The organism is Sphingomonas sp. M1A8_2b (assembly GCF_053345535.1).
This window is the reverse complement of record NZ_JBKFAH010000001.1, coordinates 397,485-417,593: the sequence shown is the minus strand read 5'-3', so window position 1 is coordinate 417,593 and position 20,109 is coordinate 397,485. Positions and strand designations below refer to the sequence as shown.

Here is a 20,109-nt window from a genome sequence, read left to right as displayed (position 1 = left end):
CTCAGCGCCCGGTACCGGCGGCGATCTGTTCGAACGCGCCGAGCATCTGCTTGGCGAGCCCGTCGTAATCGTACCGCTCGGTCTGCTGGGCCGCCTGCTCGCGCAGGACCAGCAACTGTTCGGGATGCTCGAACACATCGACGATCGCCGCCCGCCAACGCGCGGCATCGCCTGACGGCACGAGCATGCCGTTGACGCCCGGCTCGATCAGTTCGGGCAGCCCGCCCTTGTCGCTGCCCATCACCGGCAGCGCGTTGACCAGCGCCTGGAACACGACGCCCGGCGAATTTTCCGCCCATAGCGACGGGACGACCAGCATGTCGCTCGCTTCCATCAGGTCGGCGACGTTCTGCTGCGGCACATGGCCCTGCATGGTCAGCCATTTGCGGTCGCCATACATCGCCCGCAAAACCTGATCCTCCGGCCCCTTGCCGAGCACGGTCAGGTGGAAATCATACTGCGCGGCGAGCGGATCGAGCAGTTCGAGGAGGAAGTTGATTCCCTTGGTCTTCTCCAGCCGCCCGACGAAGACCAGCCTTACCGTCTTGCCCGGTGCGTGCTTCGTGCGCGGGGTCGGATAGCGGTTGGGGTTGAGGATGTGAAAGCGCGGATAGTCCTCGATCGGCAACAGCGACGAGACCGTATCGAGGTTCGACTGCGACGGCGAGATGAAGCCCAGCCGCGGAACGTCGCGCAGGAACCCCATCTTGACCTTCGAGCTCAACCTACAGCTGGCGCACTGCGTCAGGCATTCGTCGCTGTCGCGGAACATCGTCGTGCGCAGACAGACATAGGCGAGATCGTGCAGCGTGATCGCGGTCGGAATGTCGTGCCGCCCGATCACCTTCAACCCGTTATACCCCAGCCCCGATATCCAGTGGATATGGATGAAGTCGGGTTTGAAGTCAGCGATGACCTGCTCGAACATCGTCTCGTTGCGCGGATCGTAATGGTCCTGCGCATGCCAGATCGGCTTTTTCCAGCCCGGCGCCTGACTGGCCCTGAACACCGGATAGATGTGCGGCGTGCCGACCCGGTACAGCGTGTAGCCGTCCTGCGGCGTCGCCCAGCTCTCGTGCTCGACCATCGGCGCCGCGGTCAGCACCGCCGCCTCATGGCCATTGGCCGCGAACCAGTAGGTCAGGCTTTGCGCGCACAACTCCGCACCGCCGATCACATAAGGCGGATAATAAGCGGAAACGCTCAGAATGCGCATCGCGTGCCTCTCCGATGGCAACAGGACGAACGGGACGAGGGACTGCGCGGGATCATGACGCGGCGACGATCCGGGCCGGCACGCCGACCGCGACCGCGCCATCGGGCACGTCGCGCAACACTACTGCATTGGCGCCGATCATGGCCCCCTCCCCTATTGAAATCGCGCCGATGATTGCAGCCCCTGCCGACAAATAGGCGCCTTTACCGATTCGGGCATGGCCGGGACTATGCGAATGTCTAGAGCCGATCGTCACATTCTGCAAAATTGCGACGTTTTCGCCAAGCGTACACACCCCCACGACGATGCCGTAGGGATGGGGAATGTAGAGCCCGGGCGAGACCGTGCAGCCGATCGCGATTTCCGACCCGAATGCGCGGCAGGTCCACCACCACCAGATCCGCCGCAGCGGCCGGCCGACGATCGGAATCCGCGCGAGCAGGTCCTGGATCCGGCGCGCCAGCACGAACTGAAAGCCTTGCGTCACCAGGATCATCCGCACCGCGAAACCCGCGGTCATGACAGTCGATTCGTGATGCGCGAACAGGTCCAAATCACAACGAACCGCGGCGCGAAAACCGACTGCCTTGCCGGTGTCCTTGCCGGTGTCCTTGATGGTCATGGGCGGACACTCCCTCTGCTGACTGCTGCCGTCCGGCATCGTGAAAATTTCTTGTGCATTGCGGCAATTTTGACGTCACGCAAAGCCATCTCGATGATCTTGTATCGTTTTTTGTAAAAATGTCGTAGGTCGGGTGGGCGTCATCGTCTGTACTTGCGCAAGTTCGCTGTTGCGAAAATCGTCGATGGCGGGATATCGCATGTGCGAGATGAACGTTCGATGGCGTGGCATCCGCACGGATTTGTCGGGACATCGGTACCGACCGACCTGAACGGGTGGTAATGCCTGAAAGTTACGCCGCCTTGAATTCCATGGTGCGGTACCGCCGCGGTATCTGCATCGCGGCCGATCCGCAGAAGACGAATCGATAGGGTAGCATGCGCATTCTGATCGTGAACACGTTGTATCCCCCCTCGCTGGTCGGTGGCGCCGAGCGTTCGGTCGCGCTGCTCGGCCGGGCGGTCGGCGCGCGCGGTCACGAGGTTCACGTCGCGTCGCTGCACGACGGCGATACGATCATCGAGGAGCGCGACGGTCCCGTCACGGTGCACCGCCTGCCCCTGCGCAACATCTACTGGCCGTTTCGCCCCGACCATCGCCCATCCAAGCCCGCGCGCCTGGTGTGGCACCTGCGCGACCGCAACAACCGGCGGGCGACCCGCGACCTGATCGCGCTCTGCAAGCGGATCAAGCCCGACGTGCTGCACACCAACAATCTGCAGGGCTTCTCGACCGAGATCTGGCACTGGGCGCGCGCGAACGACATCCGGATCGTCCACACGTTGCGCGACTACAGCCTGATGTGCGCGCGCGCGGCGCTGTACCGCGACCGCAAGGATTGCGTCGAGCGGTGCGCCGATTGCCGCCTGCTGACCGATCGCAAGAAGCGCAACACGCCGCTCGTCGATGCGGTCGCGTCGAATAGCCGCTACGTGATCGACACGCACGAACGCCACGGTTTCTTCCGCGACACGCCGAGCCGGGTGATCTTCAACATCGCCGACGTGACCTCGGTCGTGTCCAGCGCCGAACGGCCTGGCCGCGAGAATGCGCCTGGTCTGGTGTTCGGCGTGATCGGCCGGGTCGAACCCGAAAAGGGCATCGAAGTGGTGCTCTCGGCGATCACCAGCGTCGAAGGCGACTGGCGGCTGCGCATCGCCGGTGGCGGCCAGACCGACTATATCGAGGGACTGAAGGCCCGTTATCCCGACCCGCGGATCGACTGGATGGGCTTCGTGAAGGCCGATGCGTTCTATGACAGTATCGACGTCCTCATCATCGGCTCGACCTGGCCCGAACCGTTGCCGCGGACGATGATCGAGAGCCTCGCACGCGGCACGCCGACGCTGTATTCGGACGCTGGCGGCACGCCCGAGATCGGCCATATGGCACCGCTGTCGGCAATGTACGCCAAGGACGATCCCGACGCGCTTGCGTCGCAGGTGCGTCGGGCGCTTGCCGACCCGGCGACATGGCGCGCGCGCCGCACCGCCGATCCGGCTTTGCTCGAGCAATTCTCCGAAGCCGCGGTCGCAGGCCGCTATATCGCGCTCTATGCAGGCGAACCCGACCGGGCCAGCTGAGCCGTCAGCCAGCTAAGCCTTCAGATCGTCGCGAGCGCGGCCAGCAGATCGTCGGCGCTCGCGGCCCAGGTATAGGCTTTGGCGCGCGCTGCCGTGCGCGCCGCCAGCGTATCGACCAGCGCGTCGTCGCGCAGCATCCGCTCCATCCCCGCGGCGATCGCCTCGACCGATTTGGGATCGACGTACAGCGCCGCGTCGCCGCAGACCTCACGCACCGGCGGAATGTCGCCCGCCAAAACCGGCCGGCCGAACTGCATCATCTCCAGCGGCGGGATGCCGAACCCTTCGTACAGGCTCGGGAACACGAGCCCGCGGGCGGTGCGGTACAGGCCGATCAGCGCTTCGTCGCTGATCCGGCCCGGCAGGATAACCCCCGGCGGCACCTGGTCCATGCCGTTCTGGGCGAAGGATTTGACCGCCGCCCCGACCAGCACCAGCCGATCGTCCGGCCGCGCGATCCGCGCGAACGCCTCGAGCGCGCGCGGCAGGTTCTTGTTCGGCGCGAACGATCCGACGAACAGCAGGAAGCGCCCCGGCGTCAGGTCCAGCCGGTCGACGATATCGGTATCGGGAACGATCGCCTCGACATGATCCGCGGCGTTCGGAATCACCGGGATGTTGGCTGGGTCGAGCCGCAGCACCTCGGCGAGCCGATCGCGCGAAAAGCCGGAGACGGTCGCGATGTGCGACCGCCGCGCGATGAGATGACCGAGCGTCCGATGCATCGTCCGGTACGGCCGCGAGAAATTCTCCGGCAGGTCGTAGACCAGCGCGTCATGGATCACGGTTAGCGATCGTCGCGGCGCGATCGGCCCGGAGTTGCACAGGTTGAGCAGGGTCGAGCCGTGCGCGGCTCGGGGCAGGTGGAACTGCTCCCAGGCGTGACCGCCGCCGCGACCGACGGTCCGTGCCGAAAACCGCGGCCATTCTGGTGGTGCAGCAACACCAGGAGGCAGCAACAGCGTCCAACGGGGGGGCTCCTCACCCGCCACGATTCGCGCATGGACCTCGCCCAGCAGCATCCGCGCGAACCGCTCCACACCGGTGACCGTGCGGCCCAGAAACCGACCATTAACTGCGATCATTATCTCTATTTTCCAATTCTATCCGTCGATAGGCACGGTGCGACGCCATAATGTTGCAGCGCTGTTAAGCGGCGTCATGGGTAGCGATCTAGGCTGCGACGGACGCTCCGTTCATCCTAGATCATGCTTTGCTGGCTATAATGACGTGATTGCTCCTCAACGGTCCGACCGCTATCATTGTTGCACCGCAACGAAAACCGGTCGGTTGACCTGAGGCCGATTTTCTAGGGATTTAGTCACGCGATGGAAGTAGCCATGGAGCATTTCGGCGAAGTTTCGTTGGCCGGCGCCCTCCACCGACGGAACCTGCGCTTGCGGTTGTATTGCCTGTTGATCGCGACCGATCTGCTGGCGATTTCGATCGGATTTGCGATCGGCAGCCTGGTGCGCGGTGACAATTGGCTGTCGCTCAGCGGGATCGACCTCGCCTATCCGGTGCTGCCGATCTATCTGCTGATCGCTTTCAACAACAAGGCGTATTCGCGACCGGCGATCACCAGCGGTAGTGAATCGATCCTGCGCGCGATCGTCCCATTGGCGATCACCGGGTTCGCGTTGCTGACGCTGATCTTCTTCGTCCAGGCCGGCAACGAGATATCCCGCATCGCCTTCGCGATCGGCTTCGGCGGCACGATGGTGCTGATGGCGACGTTCCGGATGATCGTCGTCATGATCGTTCGGCGCACGGTCGCGCCGAAGCTGGTCGCCGAGTTGCTGATCGTCGACGACGTGCCGCGGACGCAGTGGAACGAGCCCCAGGTCTGCGACACGATCTTCGCCGCAGAAGCGGGAATTGAGCCGGACATGGGTAACCCGCATATGCTCAACCGGTTCGGCCAGATGGTCAGCAAGTACGAGCGCGTCGTCGTGCATTGTCCGGTCGACCGCCAGCTCGACTGGTCGCTGCTGTTGCGCGGCGCCAATGTCGACGGCGAGATCCTGTCGGCCGGCTTCGGATCGCTCGGCGTGCTGGGCCTGCAGAAGTTCAAGGGCCGCCAGACCCTGCTCGTGGCGCGCGGGCCGCTAAGCTACACCGACATGGCCAAGAAGCGCGCGCTCGACATCATCGTGACGCTGATCGTGCTGATCGCGATCTCGCCGGCGCTCGTGCTGATCGCGATCGCGGTGAAGCTCGATTCGCCGGGTCCCGTGCTGTTCCGACAGGAGCGCATCGGGCGCGGCAACCGTATCTTCAACATCCTGAAGTTCCGCTCGATGCGCGTCGAAAGCCTCGATGCGCAGGGTGCGACGTCGACGCAGCGCGACGACAAGCGGATCACCCGCGTCGGCGCATTTATCCGCAAGACCAGCCTCGACGAGATCCCGCAGTTCTTCAACGTCCTGTTGGGAGACATGAGCCTGGTCGGTCCGCGTCCGCACGCGCTGGGGTCGCTCGCCGGCAACCAGCTGTTCTGGGAAGTCGACCGCGAATACTGGCATCGTCACGCGCTGAAGCCGGGAATCACCGGCCTCGCACAGGTTCGCGGGTTCCGCGGCGCGACCCATCGCGACGTCGATCTGAAGAACCGTCTCCAGGCCGATCTCGAATATCTCCACGACTGGAGCCTGATGCGCGACATAACGATCCTGTTCCGGACGATGAGCGTGCTGGTTCATAGCAACGCCTATTGAGCCGGCTCCGCTAGGACGGTAAGGCGCGATTCCGGGGGCTGAGGAGAAGCATATGCCATCTATCCGATCCCCGAAGTCACGGTACTGGAAGTCTCCAACATCGAGGCCGGCGCGGTCCTCCTGGACTCTGCTGGCGCGCGCCGGGCTTGCCGTAAGCGGTCTGGTCGGCGGTGCGGTGGCGCTGGCCTCGATGGCGCCGATGGCGTCTTCGTCCAGCCCGTTGCGACCGCTGCCCGATGGGCCGCTGACCCCGCGATCGGTCCCGCTGATACTCGGCGTCGGCGTGCATTTCGGGATCGGCGGCGAATATGGCTATGATCCGGTCCGCAGCGCGCAGGCGATCCAGACGGTCGGCGCCTCGTCGTTCCGCGACGACCTGACCTGGGCGGGCTTCAAGAACGCGGGCATGAACGCGCCGGGCAGCATGCGTCCCCGCCTCGCCGCTTTCCTCGCGGTAACCAAGGCGCGGCCGCTGTTCATCCTCGATCATCCCAATCCGGCGATCGGCGGCGACGGCGTGCCGGTCACCGACGCAGGCCGCGCGGCGTTTGCGAACTTTGCCGGCGATGCGGCGCGCCAGACGGCGGGGCGGCGGCCGATCTACGAGATCTGGAACGAGTGGAACCTCAATGCCGCGCCGGCGATGGGCAAGTTGATCGGTCCCGCCGCGCCCGGCGATCCACGCGGCGGCCCCTCCTATGCCCGGCTTGCTGCGCAGGCCACCGCGGCGATCCGCTCGAGCCAGCCGAACGCCACCGTCCTGTCCGGCGCCGCGGGCACCGATGCGGACTGGCAATGGGTTCACTCGGTCGCCGGCGGCGGTGGCTTGAAGGGTGCCGACGGCCTGTCGGTGCATTATTACAACCACTGCGAACGCCCCGAAAACCGCACCGCCGCCGAAGCGATCGCACGGATGCAGGCGCTGAACGCGAAGATGCGGATGCGCGGCGGGCGGGCGATGCCGATCTACGTCACCGAGATCGGCTGGCCGACCACGCAGGGCGGACCGTGCGACATCGCGCGCAACGATTCGGGCAACAACATCGCCCAGTTCCTGCTGTGGTCCGCGGCGACGCCGTGGATGCGCGGCGTGTGGATCTACCAGTTGAAGGACCAGGGTCAGAACCCGAGCGACAACGAGGAGAATTTCGGGCTGTTCACCTACGACTACAAGCCCAAACCCGCCGCCTGCATGATGCGCGACGTCAGCCGCCTGATCGGGCGTGCTAAAAGCTGGCGGATCGATCGTCCGCAGCCGGGTCTGACCGTGGTCAGGATGGACGACGGCCAATCGCGCAAGCTGATCGCGTGGACCGATCGTGGTGTCCAGAAGGCCGAGCTCCAGCTGGGCGGGGCGCCAATGCCCTATCGGCAGATCTGTTCGCCGGACGGCCCGCGCGACACGACGATCCCGGTCGGCTCGCGCCCGGTCGTTGTGTCGCTGACGGGCAACGGTGCCGGCATCCGCTACCGCATGCTGTAGGGTGCGGGAACCACTGGCCGACCCGGTCGGTCAGTGGTTCCGCCGACGGTGTAAAATGCCGAAGCTTAAGCCCGAGCGGTCAGGCCAGCAGGCGCTCGATCGCCAACGTGATCACGGTCCATCCTGCCAGGCTGAGCACGCCGAGCAGCATGAGCCGCCCGCGAAACTGCCATTTGAAGGCGCCTGGCGGATGGATGACGCCAGCGACGGTGGTCAGATCATAGACGTTGTCGGTCATCGCCGCGGTGACGCTGCCGGGTGGCAAGGCGCGATCGAAGTGGCACCCATAGTCGCGCTCGCCGGCCCAGGTGATCCGCGCGTCGCGCAGGCCGACGCCGGGAATACCGACCGCGATGCGCTGGTCGAGCAGCAACGGCAGTGCGGACACGATCCGGCAGCCGTCACGGTTGAGGTCGGCGATGCGGATCTCGCGCGACGTCGTGTCGCCACTCAGGCGCAGCGTACCGGTGCGGGCCAACGACACACGCGCGTCGGAGCGACGCTCGGCCGGATCGGCGAAAAATGCTGCGTTATGTGCCGTTGCCACCATCTGTTCCCTAGTGCGGGCGAAACCCTAAACCCTGGCCCGATCTAGGTGGCATGCATTGAAAAATTGCTGTTATTCTATAGTTGCTTGCGTCTTAACTAATATTTGTTTTGTTACAGTACGAGCTTGGTGTCGCGCGCCGATCGGACGCCGAGCAGCGTGCCGAACGCGCGCTGGAACACGCGTTTGCGACGCTCCGACACTTCGGCGATCAGCAACGCGAGGACGACCGCCGCGGCGATGACCGCCGGTCCGCCCAGGCGGCTCGCGCCGAGCTTGGGAAACACCGAGGCGATCATGATGAAGAACGGCTGGTGGACGAGGTAGAGCGTGAAGCTCGCTCCGGCCAACCAGCGGATCGCGCGGGCCAGCCCGGCGGGGAAGATCGTCCGCCCCTCGCTCGCGCGGCGGAACGCGACGATGTTGACAGTGACCAGTCCGCCGACCAGCGCGAAATACACGAAGCTCTTGGCGAGCTGCGCCAGATCGGCTTCCTCGTACATCGGCCACGCCCAATGCTCCATCGTCCGCTTGACGACGAAATAGACGAGGATCGTCGCGACGAACGCGGCGAGCGCCAGCCGCTTCGGCATCGTCACGCGGCCGGCGCGGATGTACCGGTAGGCGAGCAGGCCAAACACCCAGATCGGCATATAGGCGACGATTTTCGGCCCGAATGCGAGCATCAGCAGGACGCCGATCACCGCACCACGAACGCGGCCGAGATAGAAGAACGCGGCGAAAATGACGTAATACGCAGCCTCGAAGCCGAGCGACCAATAGGGCTCGTTGCTGCCGAACACGCGGTGGCTGAACCAGAGTTCGTTGGTGAAGGTCAGCGAGAACGGCAGGTTGGTCAGATAGGCGGGGTCGTAGAAGCTGTGATCGGTCAACGGCACGATGCCGTATCGCCGCGTGATCATGTCGCAGACGAACCCCGACAGCAGCGCGATCAGGCACACCGAATAGAGCCTCGACAGGCGCGCGGTCGCATAGGCGCGGAGGCTGTGCTCCTTCTCCTCGGCGACGAACGCGATCACGAACCCCGACAGCACGAAGAACACCGCGACCGCTTCGCCGGTATGCCCCGAAATGAAGCCGGGCAGACGCGGCATGACGAAATGCCGGGCGTGGCCCAGCACCACCTCGAACGCGGCAACGAGGCGCAGCAGGTCGAGATAGATCGACAGGTTCGGATCGAGCACCCGCGTCTTCACCGGGGTCGAACCGGCGGTTTCGTCGCGATCGCGCGGCTGGTTCACGATGCTCGCCCCTCTTTCCGTCATCGATGCTGCCCCGCTCGTGCCGCGACCAGCGTCTCGACCAGCGCGCCACCGCGGCGTGTGGTATGCGCGGCCCAGCGCGCGCGCATCTGGGTCCGCGCCGCATCGACCGCCGCCGGGTTCCGCGCCAGCGTCAGGATGTGCCGCGCGACCTCATCGGGACGATCGGGATCGAGGGTCGCCGCGACGCCCATGAATTCGAAGCCCTGCAACGACAGCGGCGTCGCCACCACCGGCGCACCCGCCGCAAACGCCTCGAGCATCTTGATCTTCAGGCCACTGCCGTGGACAACCGGGCTCAGCATGCACAGACAGGCGCCGAGGAGCCGCTCCATCTCCTCGTCGGCGACGAAGCCGAGCGTTTCGACATTGGCGGCCGGCGGACCGATGTGATCGCGCGTGCCCTTGCCGATGAAGGTGATCGTGGCGGGCGCGCCGAGGGCGAGCAGTCGTGGCGCAAGCTCGCGCGTGATCCAGTCGATCGCGGCGCGATTGGGCGGAAAGCCGGGACTGCCGATGAACAGGACTCGCCGGCGATCGATGCTGTCGGCGGACGACGCATCGGGAAGTACGGCCGGGGCAGGCACCGGACGATCGATCACCGGGCATAGCGCCACACCCCGTTCGCCGGTCAGCCCCCGGTAATGGCGGGCATCGCTGTCGGAAATGAACACGGTTCGCCGCGCGCGCTTCAGCAGCAGCGCCTCGATCAGCCACGCCTGCACCGCCTCGACGCGGAGGAATGCCGCCGACAACCGCGAGCGGCGGAGTCGCGCGCCGTCGACCAGCGTGGCGGGCGTGACGTTGTGCGCGATGAAGACGAACGGGATGCGCCCGAGCACGAGCCGCCACATCGAGACGTTGGCGAGCGCCTGGATATGATCGACGACCACCAGATCGGGCTTCGCGGCAAGCCCGGCGCGGATCGCGCGCCGGGCGGGCGTCGAGACGAAGCCGATGCTCATCAGCAGCTTGCCCGACAGCAGATGCGCGAGCTTGCGACCCTTCGGCGGCGACTTGGTGTCCGCGCGGTAGCCCGTGACGCCGCCGAACGCGGTGGCAGGCGTATCGGCGGGCAGCGTGACGAAGACACCCGACAGGTCGATCGCCGGCGAGGCGGCGAGTTCGGCGATGTGCGCGCGCAGGACGACGTCCATGCCCGATCGCGGATCGACCGGATCGCCGGCGCCGACATAGAAGACGCGAAGACCACGGCCGACGGTCGCGGCGGCTTCGGTCGTGTCGGCGATCATTTCGGGCCGCCGAGGATGCGCGCGGGCGATCCGGCGGCGATCGCACCCGCCGGCACGTCCTTCAGCACCACCGAATTGGCGCCGATCTTGGCGCCGTGGCCGATCGTGATCGGTCCGAGGATGGTCGCCCCCGCACCGATTTCGACATCGTCACCGATGATCGGGCCGCGTGGCGCATCGTCGCCGCGCTTGCCGATCGTCACGCATTGCAGGACCGCGACGTTGCGGCCGAGCGTGCAGTCGCCCAGCACGATCGCATAGGGATGCGGCATGTAGCAGCCGGGACCGACGGTCGCGATCGCCGCGATCTCCGATCCCGATCGCCGACAGGTCCGCGCCCAATACGCCCGCGCGACGATCCGGCCGACCACCGGGATCGAGGCGAGCAAGCGCTGGATACGGTGCTGCAAAATAAAGCGGAAGCCCGGCAGGAACAGCCACGCATACACGAAGAACGCGCCGCCCGGCCGCTGGCCGCCGACCTTGGCGACACGCACCAGATCGCCGCGGAGATGCTCGGAGAATGTCGCCCAGGCGGATGTCGCCCCGCCCGATGTCGCCCCGCCCGCTGTCTTGTGCGTCTCGGTCATGGCTTTGGCATCTCCGTTGCCGATCCCACGCCGAGTGCGGCGGCGGGGTCGGGCTGCTTCATCTTGGCGAGCACATGGCGCAGATAAAGCAAACGGACGATGAACAGCGTGCTGGCGGTGGCCGCGGCCGACACCCCCGCCCCGATCAGCCCGAAGAAATACATGAACCCCGTGCCGAACGCGATCGCCACGATCACGCCGGCGACGTTGTTGACCGCGTACATCCGGTCGCGGCCCATGCTGGTAATCGACACGTTGAGCAGGTCGGAGCCGGACCGGATCGTCGCCGCCAGCAACATGATCGCCAGCAGCACGCGGTACACCGGGAAACGCCCCGCCGGCGCGACGTAGAAGATCATCTCCGTCGCCAGGAAGATGCCGACGCTGAACACCGCGGCGAAGGTCATCGTCTTGATCATCTGACGACGCAGCTCGGCCTGCCACTCGGCCGGATCGCCGCCGCGGAACGCGCGTACCATCCGCGGCAGCGCAAGCTGGACAACCGCAGTCGAGATCAATGTCTGGAGCGCGTTGGTGATCGAGAAATAAAAGCTGTAGATACCCGTCGCGACCAGCCCGAGCAGCGCGTTCAGGATGAACCGGTCGGCATAGCCAAGCCCGACGATGCCGAGATCGCTGAAATAGATATACCACGCACGACGCGCCCGATTGACGAGAACGCTTAGCTTCTTCTCTTCGCGCAAGCCCGCCTTCATCGGCCAGCGCCGGAGATAGACGAACAGCATGCCGATCGCGAGCAGGTGGCTGAGAATCCAGCCGATGAAGATCATGTCGAGCGTTTTCAGCGCAGGCAGCACGAACCCGATCGCCACGACGATCGGGATCCACAGCGCCGAACGGACAAACACCAGCACGTTCGCGAACAGCGCAAGCTCGAGCCCGATCATCGGCATGTAGATGTCGAGCGCGACCGTCTCCAGCCAGAGCAGGATCAGAATCAGGATCTGCGTTTCGGTAATCTGGCCGGTCTGCCAGATCAGCACCGGCACCGCGATCAGCGTCCCCGCCAGCAACGACATGAAGGTGATGATCAGGCGATCGCGAATCAGCGGCGCGGCAGTCGCGGGGGTGTGCCCCACCACTTCGCGCGAGACGAAATAGTTGAGGCCCCAGCCGACCGTCGCAGGGACGATGCCGATCGCACCGATGGCGAGACCATAGACGCCCGCCGCCGCCAGCCCGAGCTGGCTGACGATGTAGAAGGACAGCGCGAATCGAAGAAACAGCGTCGAGCCGCGCAGAACCATGTTCGGCGCGCCACCGCGGATCAATCGTGTCAGTAAGACAGACATGACGGGGGCGGTATCTCCGCTAGGACATCGGCACAGAACCCGATCGCCGGCCGACTGCCGGGTCATACTGCACTACAGCATGCCACTAGGCGATTTCGGTCCCGCACGTCCACCCACGGCGACGTCGCCTTTGCCCGCTTCCCTACCGTCATACGGCGAAAATCGCTCGGTCCGCCGCGCACGACCTGCCTCGTTTCGGGTCGTGCTGCACCGCAACGCAATTTTACGCAATTGACGTTGCAGGGTGCATTCCGCAGTGAGGCTATTCCTAACCAAGGTTTTCCCGATGCGTCTCGGCCGGATAGACAGCCTTCAGATCCTGCGCTTCCTGGCAGCCTTCCTCGTACTCTGCGGGCACAGCCAGCATGCGCTGGTCGAGCATCTCGGCGCACGCGCGGGAAATTGGGGCTTCGTGCCGTTCGACTGGGGGCTGGGCGTCGACGTCTTCTTCGTGATCTCGGGCTTCGTCATGTACTACATGATGCACGACCGGTTCGGGAAAGCCGGTGCGGCCGCCGACTTCCTGCGCCGCCGACTGATTCGCGTCGCCCCGCTCTATTGGTTGTTCACCACGCTCGCGCTCGTCGTGCTGATCGCGACCGGCGCACCCCGTCCGGGCGCGACGAATATCCTTTTCTCGTACCTGTTCCTGCCGGGACCGGTATGCGGCGACTATTGCTTCCCGGTGTTCACGCTGGGTTGGACGCTGAATTACGAGATGATGTTCTACGTGGTGTTCGCGATCGCGCTGCCGTTTCGCCGCACCGCGGGAATCGCGATCATCGTCGCCGCGATCCTCGGCCTGATGGCGGCTGCGCAACTCACGCCGGCCGACTGGCGGATGCTGCGTTTCTGGGGCTATCCGCTGACCGGCGAGTTCCTGGCCGGGATCGGCCTTGCGCACCTGTTCCTGAAGGGCGTCCGCATCCCCCGCCCGATCGCGCTCGCGATGATCCCGCTCGCCCTGGTGCTGGCGGTGATCGGCTATCAGACCGACGCGTACGACACGATCGGGCGGATCGTCACCGGCGGCGTCCCGGCGACGCTGATCATGACGGCCGCCGTGCTGGGACTCGAGCCGGTCGGCGGCCGCCATGCCGCACCCATCGGCCTGACCCGGCTGCTGGTCGCGGGCGGCGATGCCTCGTACGCGCTCTATCTGTCGCATCCGATCGCGATCAAGGTCGCCGAGGCGATCGCGCAGAAGCTCGGGCTGTTCGCGCGCGCGCCGGAACTGCTGCTGCCGATCGCGATCGTCGGCGCGCTGATCGGGGCGGTGATCGTCCACCACGTGATCGAAAAGCCGATGCTCGCCTTTCTCAACCGACGCTGGAGTCGCTTCGGCAGTACCGGTATGGGAGACGGCCAACCTGCGCCAGGCCGGGCCGGCGTCATCGTCACTGAAGAAGCGGAAATTCGCTGATGGCTACATTGATCGAGGCGCTCCCCGCGCGGACGACGATCCAGCGGAACTGGTCGACCAGCATAAACGAAGAGCTGGCGAGCAAGCTGCTAGCCGGTCTGTTCCTGATGTTCGCGTTTCGCGATACGTTGACTGCGGTGCTGCGCTGGTCGCTCGCGCTGACTCATCTGTCGCCGCTGTGGTTCGTCCCCGACCTGCTCTCGATCGGGGCGTTCGCGTATTTCACTTGGAACATCGCGTTTCGCAACCGGTCGCCGTTCGGGATTCTGCTGGTCCTGAACACGATCACCGCGGCGATGGTCGGCTATATCTTCATGTCGGAATCGCCGTTCGCGCTGATCTCGTCGCTCAAGCTGTTCTTTCCGTTCTACGTCGGCCTGGCGCTGTGCGGCAGCGATATCACCCAGTACAAGTTCGTGCGTTACACGATGATCGCGCTGATGATCGCCTCGATCGCCGGCCTGATCGCCGCGCCCCATTTCGACTATCCCTGGACGGGCGCGGAGTTCGAGAACTTCGGCAACAGCAAGGAAGTCGGCCGCGTCTGGTGGATCGACGGGGTCGTGCGATACGGCGGACTCGCCGGCGACAGCACGATGGCCGCGTACATGGTGGTCTTTCCGTATCTGATGCTGTTCCACCGGATCCCCAAGTGGCTCAACCTGGCGCTGTGGCCGGTCATCTTCTGGGCGATCCATATCAGCACCAGCCGGTCCGCCCTGCTGGTCGCGATCTGCTTCGCCGCCTATTATCTCGTCACCGAGATCCTGATGCCGTCGCTCAAGAAATACGACATCGAGCGCAATCTCGCCAAATGGTCGTTCCTGTGCGTGCCGATTCCCTTCTTGCTGATCGCGGTTCTCGGCGGCGTCGACCTGACCGAGATATACTCGGGGCTGTTCAGCCTGCAGGACCGGATCAACAACAGCTGGCAGCTGCCGTTCACCTATCTGTCGGATCTCTTTCCCGCGGGGCTGTTCCTCGGCTGCGGGCTTGGCTGCTTTTCCTATCCGATGTCGTACACCGACATGTCGGGATACGGCGTCCCGGTCGATAACTTCTATCTCAGCACGTATCTGATGATGGGGGTGCCGTGGCTGGTGTTCATGGTCGGCATGGCGATGGCACCGTTCCGCACCAAGATCCGGTCGAAGCTGGTGATGATCTTCATCCTCAACGTCTATACGATCACGGTGCAGTGCTACGGTCCGTCGTTCGCGACGATCTCGATCGGCTATGCGTTTTCGGACATGTTCCTGCGCGGCAAACCCTGGCAGCGACGCCTTCGCCGCGGCATCCAGGACGACGCCGCGCCCGTCACCTGATTGGTGACGCTATTTGATAGGTGACGGGTTGATAGGTGATGGGGCGGGTCTGTGCCGCTTGAACGGCGACTTGCCGGTCAGGGCGAGCCAGTCCGCCACGCCGAGCCGCTCGGCCAGCACGAACGCGACGACCGGTACGTAAAGCCCGAACGCCGTGCCGAACGCCAGATCGAGCGGAACGCTGCGAAGGTGCAACGCCGACAGCAGGCGCGGTGCGATCGGCAGGACAATGATGTGCATCAGGTAGATCGGTAGCGACACCATCCCTAGCCACGCCAGATGACGGCCGGCGCGTCGGGTCCGTGCGAGTGCGACGGCCAGTGTCATCATCAGCGCCAGACCCAGCACCGACACCGGAATCGTCCATAGGCTAACCGGCACGATGTCGCCCAGCCGCCACAGCGCCAGCGCGCCGCCAACGAACAGAACGGCCGCCGCAGCGATACCGAGCGGCGACCGGATCGCATGCATCAGCTTGCGACCGTGCTGCGCCAACCATAGTCCGGCCACGAAATAGGGTGCGTGGACGATCGTCTGCGGGACGACGTCGGTCGGCGGCGCGTTGGACAGGAAGGTGAAGGCCAGCAACGCCAGCGCCGTCACACCGGCGGCGACCGTGGCGCGGCCGGCGAAGAGCAGCGCGGCCAATTGCATCAGCAACAGCGCATACAGGAACCAGAAGATGCTGATCGGGCGAATCGCGATATGCAGCAGCGCATCGAACGGCAGGTCGCCATTGACGTGGACCAGCAGCCGCGCCGCCGCCATGCTCGCCCAGAACAGCACCGACCACAGCACATAGGGATAGACGATCGCCCACCCGCGCGAGCGGATATAGCGGCCGGGCTCGACCTTGCGGATCGAGAAGAACGCGTTGTAGCCGGCGACCAGGAAAAAGACCGGCATGTGCGTCGTGTAGAGCGTGAAATCGATCGCCTTCAGCACCGTCATCCAGCGGGAGTGATCATCCAGCGTCTTCATCACGCCCCGGGCATGATGCCCGTAGACGACCAGCACGATCGCCAGCCCACGCAGGATGTCGGCGGCAACGTCCCGCTCTCGCCGCGCTATCGTTCCGGGTACATCCGTCATCTGCATTCTTTTCCGATCCGCCCCGCCATCCGCCGCGCCATCACAGTCCAATCGGCGGTTGGCAGCCCCCTACCGCTCGCGCGCGGCTTCGGAAACATCGCGCGACACCGGATCGAGCATATAGTCGAGCAGGCGCCGGCGGCCCGTGCGGATATCCGCGGTTACGGCGAGACCCGGCGTCAGGGTCATCTGACGTCCGTCCGCCTTCACAGTCCGCCGGTCCATCGCGATCCGCGCCATGTAATAGGACGGCCCCTTCTCGTCCTGCACCGCGTCGCGGCTGACCGAGACGATCCGGCCGGGCACGGTGCCGAACCGCGTGAACGGATACGCCTCGAGCTTGAGCGCGACCGGCTGGCCGGCGTGAACGAAGCCCGCATCGCGATTGAGCAGCTTGGCCTCGACGGTCAGCTTGCCGTCGGGGACCACCACCATCAACGTGCGGGCCGGTTCGACCACGCCGCCGACGGTGTGGATCGCAAGCTGCTGGACGGTGCCGTCGACCGGGGCGGCTAGCCGCTGCATCCGGCTCTGCTGACGCGCCTTGGCGAGATCCTGGCGACGCTGCATCGCATCCGACTGTGCCTTGGCGAGATCGCCGAGCGCGGTCTGGCGTGCCTGTTCGCGCGAATGGTTCAGTTCCTCGCCGAACCGCTGCGCCTCCGACAGCCCGCGCATGCGCTGTTGCGCGGCGACATCGCGGCTGCCGAGTTCGCTGCGTTGCTGGCGCTGCATGTCGAGCACGCGCAGTCCGCTCGCATAGCCCCTCGCTCCCAGCGTCTCGACCGCCTGGACCTGGCGCTCCATCAGCGGCCGGTTGGCGTCGAGCGCGCGCATCTGATCCGCCGCACCCGCCGCATCGGCGAGCGCGGAGCGTCGCGCGGCGGCGAGCCCGGCATCGGCGGCGCGCGCGCTGCCGAGTTGCGCCGCGACCAGCCGGCGCTGCGTGTCGAGCACGTCGGCGGGCGTGCCGGGCGGTGCGCTGAAGATGCCGCGCCCGCCGCTCAGCCCGTCGACGATCGCGGCGTTGCGCGCCACGTCGATCTCGGCGGTGAGCAGCGCCTGGCGCGCCTGCGCTTCGTCGGCGGAGGACAGCGTCGGATCGAGATCGACCAGTGGCTGGCCGCGCTTGACGACGTCGCCGTCATGCACCCAGATCCGGCGGACCAGACCGCCGCTCACCGACTGGACCAGCTTGACGCTGTCGGCGGGAATCGTCCGCCCCTCGGCGGTCGCGACGATATCGACATGGCCGAGCGTCAGCCACAGCGCGCTCGCCGCCATCCCGCCGAGCAGCAGCCAGGTGGTGATGCGCGCGGTCGGCGACACCGGGCGCTCGATCACTTCGAGCGCGGCGGGCAGGAACGCGGTCTCCAGCGGGATGCGGCGGTCGCGGCGGGTCGCGCGATCCTCGATCCAGGCGCGACGGACGAGCGACAGATGATGGGTGAGCGCGGTCATGAGGCGATTCCGTACAGGACGCCCATCTGGCGTCGGTAGAGGTCGGCGTAGCGGCCACCGTGGCTGAGCAATTCGTCGTGCGATCCCTGTTCGACCAGACGACCCTTTTCGAGCGCGACGATGCGGTCGCACTGGCGGATCGCGGACAGGCGGTGGGCGATGATGATGACGGTGCGGCCGACCGCCATCTGCTTGAGGTTGGTCTGGATGATCTCCTCGCTCTCGGCGTCGAGCGCGGAAGTCGCCTCGTCGAAGATCAGGATGCGCGGCTGGGTGACGAGCGCACGGGCGATCGCGAGCCGCTGACGCTGGCCGCCCGACAGATTGGCGCCGCGCTCCTCGATCATCGTGTCATAGCCTTGCGGCATCCGACTGATGAACTCGTGCGCGCCCGCCATCTCGGCGGCGGCCACGACCTTGTCGATCGGCAGCGCGGGGTTGGCGAGCGCGATGTTCTCGCGCACCGTGCGGTTGAACAGCACGTTCTCCTGCAGCACCACGCCGATCTGGCGGCGCAGCCATGCCGGATCGATCTGCGCGACGTCGACGCCGTCGACCAGCACACGGCCGTTGGCGGGGACGTAGAGCCGCTGAAGCAGCTTGGTCAGCGTCGACTTGCCCGAACCCGACGAGCCGACGATGCCGAGCGTCGAGCCGGCGGGGACAACCAGGTCGATATCGTCGAGCGTCCACGGGCCGTCGTCGGCATAGCGGAAGCGGACATTCTCGAACGTCACGCTGCCGCGGATCGCGGGCAGCGCGGTCTGGCTGCCGGCGCCCGGCTCGACGCGGTGGTTGAGCACGTCGCCGAGCCGCTCGACCGCGATCCGGACCTGCTGGAACTCCTGCCAGAGCTGCGCCATGCGGATCACAGGCCCCGAGACGCGCTGCGCGAACATGTTGAACGCGACCAGCCCGCCGACGGTCAGGTCGTGCGCGATCACCGCCTGCGCGCCGAAATACAGGATCGCCGCCATGTTGAGCTTGGAGATCAGCTGGATCGCGTTGTTGCCGGTGTTGCCAAGGTCGATGACGCGCTGGTTGGCGGCGGAATAGCCCGCGAGCCGGCGCTCCCACGCGTCCTGCCACTGCGGCTCGACCGCGGCAGCCTTGACCGTCTGGATCCCGGCGATGCTCTCGACCAGCAATGCGTTGTTGGCCGCACCGCGCTCGAACTTCTCGTCGAGGCGGCTGCGCAGCGGCCCCGTCACGAGCAGCGCGACCGCGAGATAGGCGGGGATCGCGAGCACCGCGACGAAGAACAGCTTGACCGAATACAGCGCCATCACCGCGAGGAAGACGACCGCGAACACCGGGTCGATCAGCACCGTCAGCGAGGCGTTGGTGAGGAATTCGCGGATCGTCTCGAGCTGGCGGACGCGCATCGCGGTATCGCCGACGCGGCGCGATTCGAAATAGCTCAGCGGCAGTCGCAGCAGATGGCGGAACAGCCGCGCGCCAAGCTCGACGTCGATCTTCTGGCTCGTTTCCGAATAGAGCCGCGTGCGCAGCCAGCCGAACGCGGTCTCCCAGAACGACACCGCGACGAAGCCGATCGTCAGCACCGACAGCGTCGACAGCGTGCCGTGGACCAGCACCTTGTCGACCACGCTCTGGAAGAACAAAGGCGCGGCGAGCCCGAGCAGGTTGAGCGCCAGCGTGATCAGCAGCACCTCGCCGATCAGGCGGCGATAGCGGACGATCTGCGGGATGAACCACGAGAAGTCGAACCCCTTGCTCGCCAGCGCCGCACTCTCGCGCGTGGTGACCAGCACGAGCGTCCCCGACCACAGGGTCGCGAGCGTCGCGAGGTCGATCTTTTCGACCGGCTGGTGCGCGCGCTGGATCAGCACCTCGTCGCCCTGCATCCGGCCGATCAGGAACCAGCCCTCGGGCCCGTCCGCCAGCGCCGGCAGCGGCAGGCGGGCGAGATCCTCGGGCTTGGCGGTTCGCGTCTTGGCACGGACACCGTCGATGCCGCCCGCCAGCCGGACGAGTGCATCGGCGTCGAGCGAATGGAAATGGCCCAGACCGTGCCGCAACTGATCGGAATCTACCGCAATGCGGTGGATCGCCAACAGCGCGGTCAGCGCGACCAGCCCGCTATCGTCCTGGATCGCCTGATACTTCATGCGCCAGCCCGATCGGTGACCAACAAACGGACGGCGGGAACACGGACTGGGGTCATAACATCTTCCACA

The 20,109-nt window shown here is 65.7% G+C and carries 16 protein-coding genes; 5 read left to right on the top strand and 11 right to left on the bottom strand.

The genetic code is table 11. The features are described 5' to 3' along the window. Position 1: 1 nt before the first annotated feature. Both ACLBWL_RS02095 and ACLBWL_RS02090 read right to left on the bottom strand, forming a co-directional pair. Complete coding sequence (locus ACLBWL_RS02095; protein WP_447789809.1) at positions 2-1,216, bottom strand: glycosyltransferase family 4 protein; 1,215 nt, start codon at positions 1,214-1,216, stop codon at positions 2-4. Positions 1,217-1,268: 52 nt separating this feature from the next. Further along, on the bottom strand, positions 1,269-1,838 hold the full coding sequence (locus ACLBWL_RS02090) for a serine O-acetyltransferase (RefSeq protein WP_447789807.1): 570 nt from the start codon (positions 1,836-1,838) through the stop codon (positions 1,269-1,271). A gap of 377 nt (positions 1,839-2,215) precedes the next feature. Here ACLBWL_RS02090 and ACLBWL_RS02085 point away from each other — a divergent pair, with 377 nt between their 5' ends. Then, complete coding sequence (locus ACLBWL_RS02085; protein ID WP_447789805.1) at positions 2,216-3,421, top strand: glycosyltransferase family 4 protein; 1,206 nt, start codon at positions 2,216-2,218, stop codon at positions 3,419-3,421. Positions 3,422-3,441: 20 nt separating this feature from the next. On the opposite strand, the gene ACLBWL_RS02080 is transcribed toward ACLBWL_RS02085, so the two are convergent. Then, entirely contained in the window at positions 3,442-4,506 is a 1,065-nt protein-coding gene (locus tag ACLBWL_RS02080) for a glycosyltransferase family 4 protein (RefSeq protein ID WP_447789803.1), read from the bottom strand. A gap of 243 nt (positions 4,507-4,749) precedes the next feature. Between ACLBWL_RS02080 and ACLBWL_RS02075 the strand changes: the two genes are divergently transcribed. Both ACLBWL_RS02075 and ACLBWL_RS02070 read left to right on the top strand, forming a co-directional pair. Further along, the gene (locus tag ACLBWL_RS02075; protein ID WP_447789801.1) at positions 4,750-6,138 is read left to right on the top strand and encodes an exopolysaccharide biosynthesis polyprenyl glycosylphosphotransferase; all 1,389 of its coding nucleotides are present in this window, start codon (positions 4,750-4,752) and stop codon (positions 6,136-6,138) included. Between the two features lie 52 nt (positions 6,139-6,190). Beyond that, positions 6,191-7,621, top strand: a complete 1,431-nt coding sequence (locus ACLBWL_RS02070; RefSeq protein WP_447789799.1) for a glycosyl hydrolase family 17 protein — start codon at positions 6,191-6,193, stop codon at positions 7,619-7,621. Positions 7,622-7,700: 79 nt separating this feature from the next. On the opposite strand, the gene ACLBWL_RS02065 is transcribed toward ACLBWL_RS02070, so the two are convergent. The 5 genes from ACLBWL_RS02065 to ACLBWL_RS02045 form a co-directional block, all read right to left on the bottom strand. Next, positions 7,701-8,168 carry a PilZ domain-containing protein gene (locus ACLBWL_RS02065; RefSeq protein WP_447789797.1) on the bottom strand — a complete coding sequence of 156 codons (468 nt, stop codon included), beginning with the start codon at positions 8,166-8,168 and terminating at the stop codon, positions 7,701-7,703. 113 nt (positions 8,169-8,281) lie between these two features. Next, a complete protein-coding gene (locus ACLBWL_RS02060) occupies positions 8,282-9,430 on the bottom strand; it encodes an acyltransferase family protein (RefSeq protein ID WP_447789795.1) in 1,149 nt (382 codons plus the stop codon). Between the two features lie 20 nt (positions 9,431-9,450). Beyond that, positions 9,451-10,704, bottom strand: a complete 1,254-nt coding sequence (locus ACLBWL_RS02055; protein ID WP_447789793.1) for a glycosyltransferase — start codon at positions 10,702-10,704, stop codon at positions 9,451-9,453. Further along, positions 10,701-11,294 (bottom strand): serine O-acetyltransferase, encoded by a 594-nt coding sequence (locus ACLBWL_RS02050; protein ID WP_447789791.1) that lies wholly within the window; start codon positions 11,292-11,294, stop codon positions 10,701-10,703. The genes ACLBWL_RS02055 and ACLBWL_RS02050 overlap by 4 nt, the downstream gene beginning before the upstream one ends. Next, complete coding sequence (locus ACLBWL_RS02045) at positions 11,291-12,607, bottom strand: lipopolysaccharide biosynthesis protein (RefSeq protein WP_447789789.1); 1,317 nt, start codon at positions 12,605-12,607, stop codon at positions 11,291-11,293. The genes ACLBWL_RS02050 and ACLBWL_RS02045 overlap by 4 nt, the downstream gene beginning before the upstream one ends. Before the next feature lie 286 nt (positions 12,608-12,893). Here ACLBWL_RS02045 and ACLBWL_RS02040 point away from each other — a divergent pair, with 286 nt between their 5' ends. Next, the gene (locus ACLBWL_RS02040) at positions 12,894-14,030 is read left to right on the top strand and encodes an acyltransferase family protein (RefSeq protein ID WP_447789787.1); all 1,137 of its coding nucleotides are present in this window, start codon (positions 12,894-12,896) and stop codon (positions 14,028-14,030) included. Next, positions 14,030-15,355 (top strand): hypothetical protein, encoded by a 1,326-nt coding sequence (locus ACLBWL_RS02035; RefSeq protein ID WP_447789785.1) that lies wholly within the window; start codon positions 14,030-14,032, stop codon positions 15,353-15,355. Before ACLBWL_RS02040 ends, ACLBWL_RS02035 begins: the two co-directional genes overlap by 1 nt. Positions 15,356-15,364: 9 nt before the next feature. On the opposite strand, the gene ACLBWL_RS02030 is transcribed toward ACLBWL_RS02035, so the two are convergent. The 3 genes from ACLBWL_RS02030 to ACLBWL_RS02020 form a co-directional block, all read right to left on the bottom strand. Next, on the bottom strand, positions 15,365-16,453 hold the full coding sequence (locus ACLBWL_RS02030; protein ID WP_447789783.1) for an acyltransferase family protein: 1,089 nt from the start codon (positions 16,451-16,453) through the stop codon (positions 15,365-15,367). 63 nt (positions 16,454-16,516) lie between these two features. Next, a complete protein-coding gene (locus ACLBWL_RS02025) occupies positions 16,517-17,908 on the bottom strand; it encodes an HlyD family type I secretion periplasmic adaptor subunit (protein WP_447789781.1) in 1,392 nt (463 codons plus the stop codon). Continuing rightward, positions 17,905-20,040, bottom strand: a complete 2,136-nt coding sequence (locus ACLBWL_RS02020) for a type I secretion system permease/ATPase (RefSeq protein WP_447789779.1) — start codon at positions 20,038-20,040, stop codon at positions 17,905-17,907. The genes ACLBWL_RS02025 and ACLBWL_RS02020 overlap by 4 nt, the downstream gene beginning before the upstream one ends. Positions 20,041-20,109: the final 69 nt, after the last annotated feature.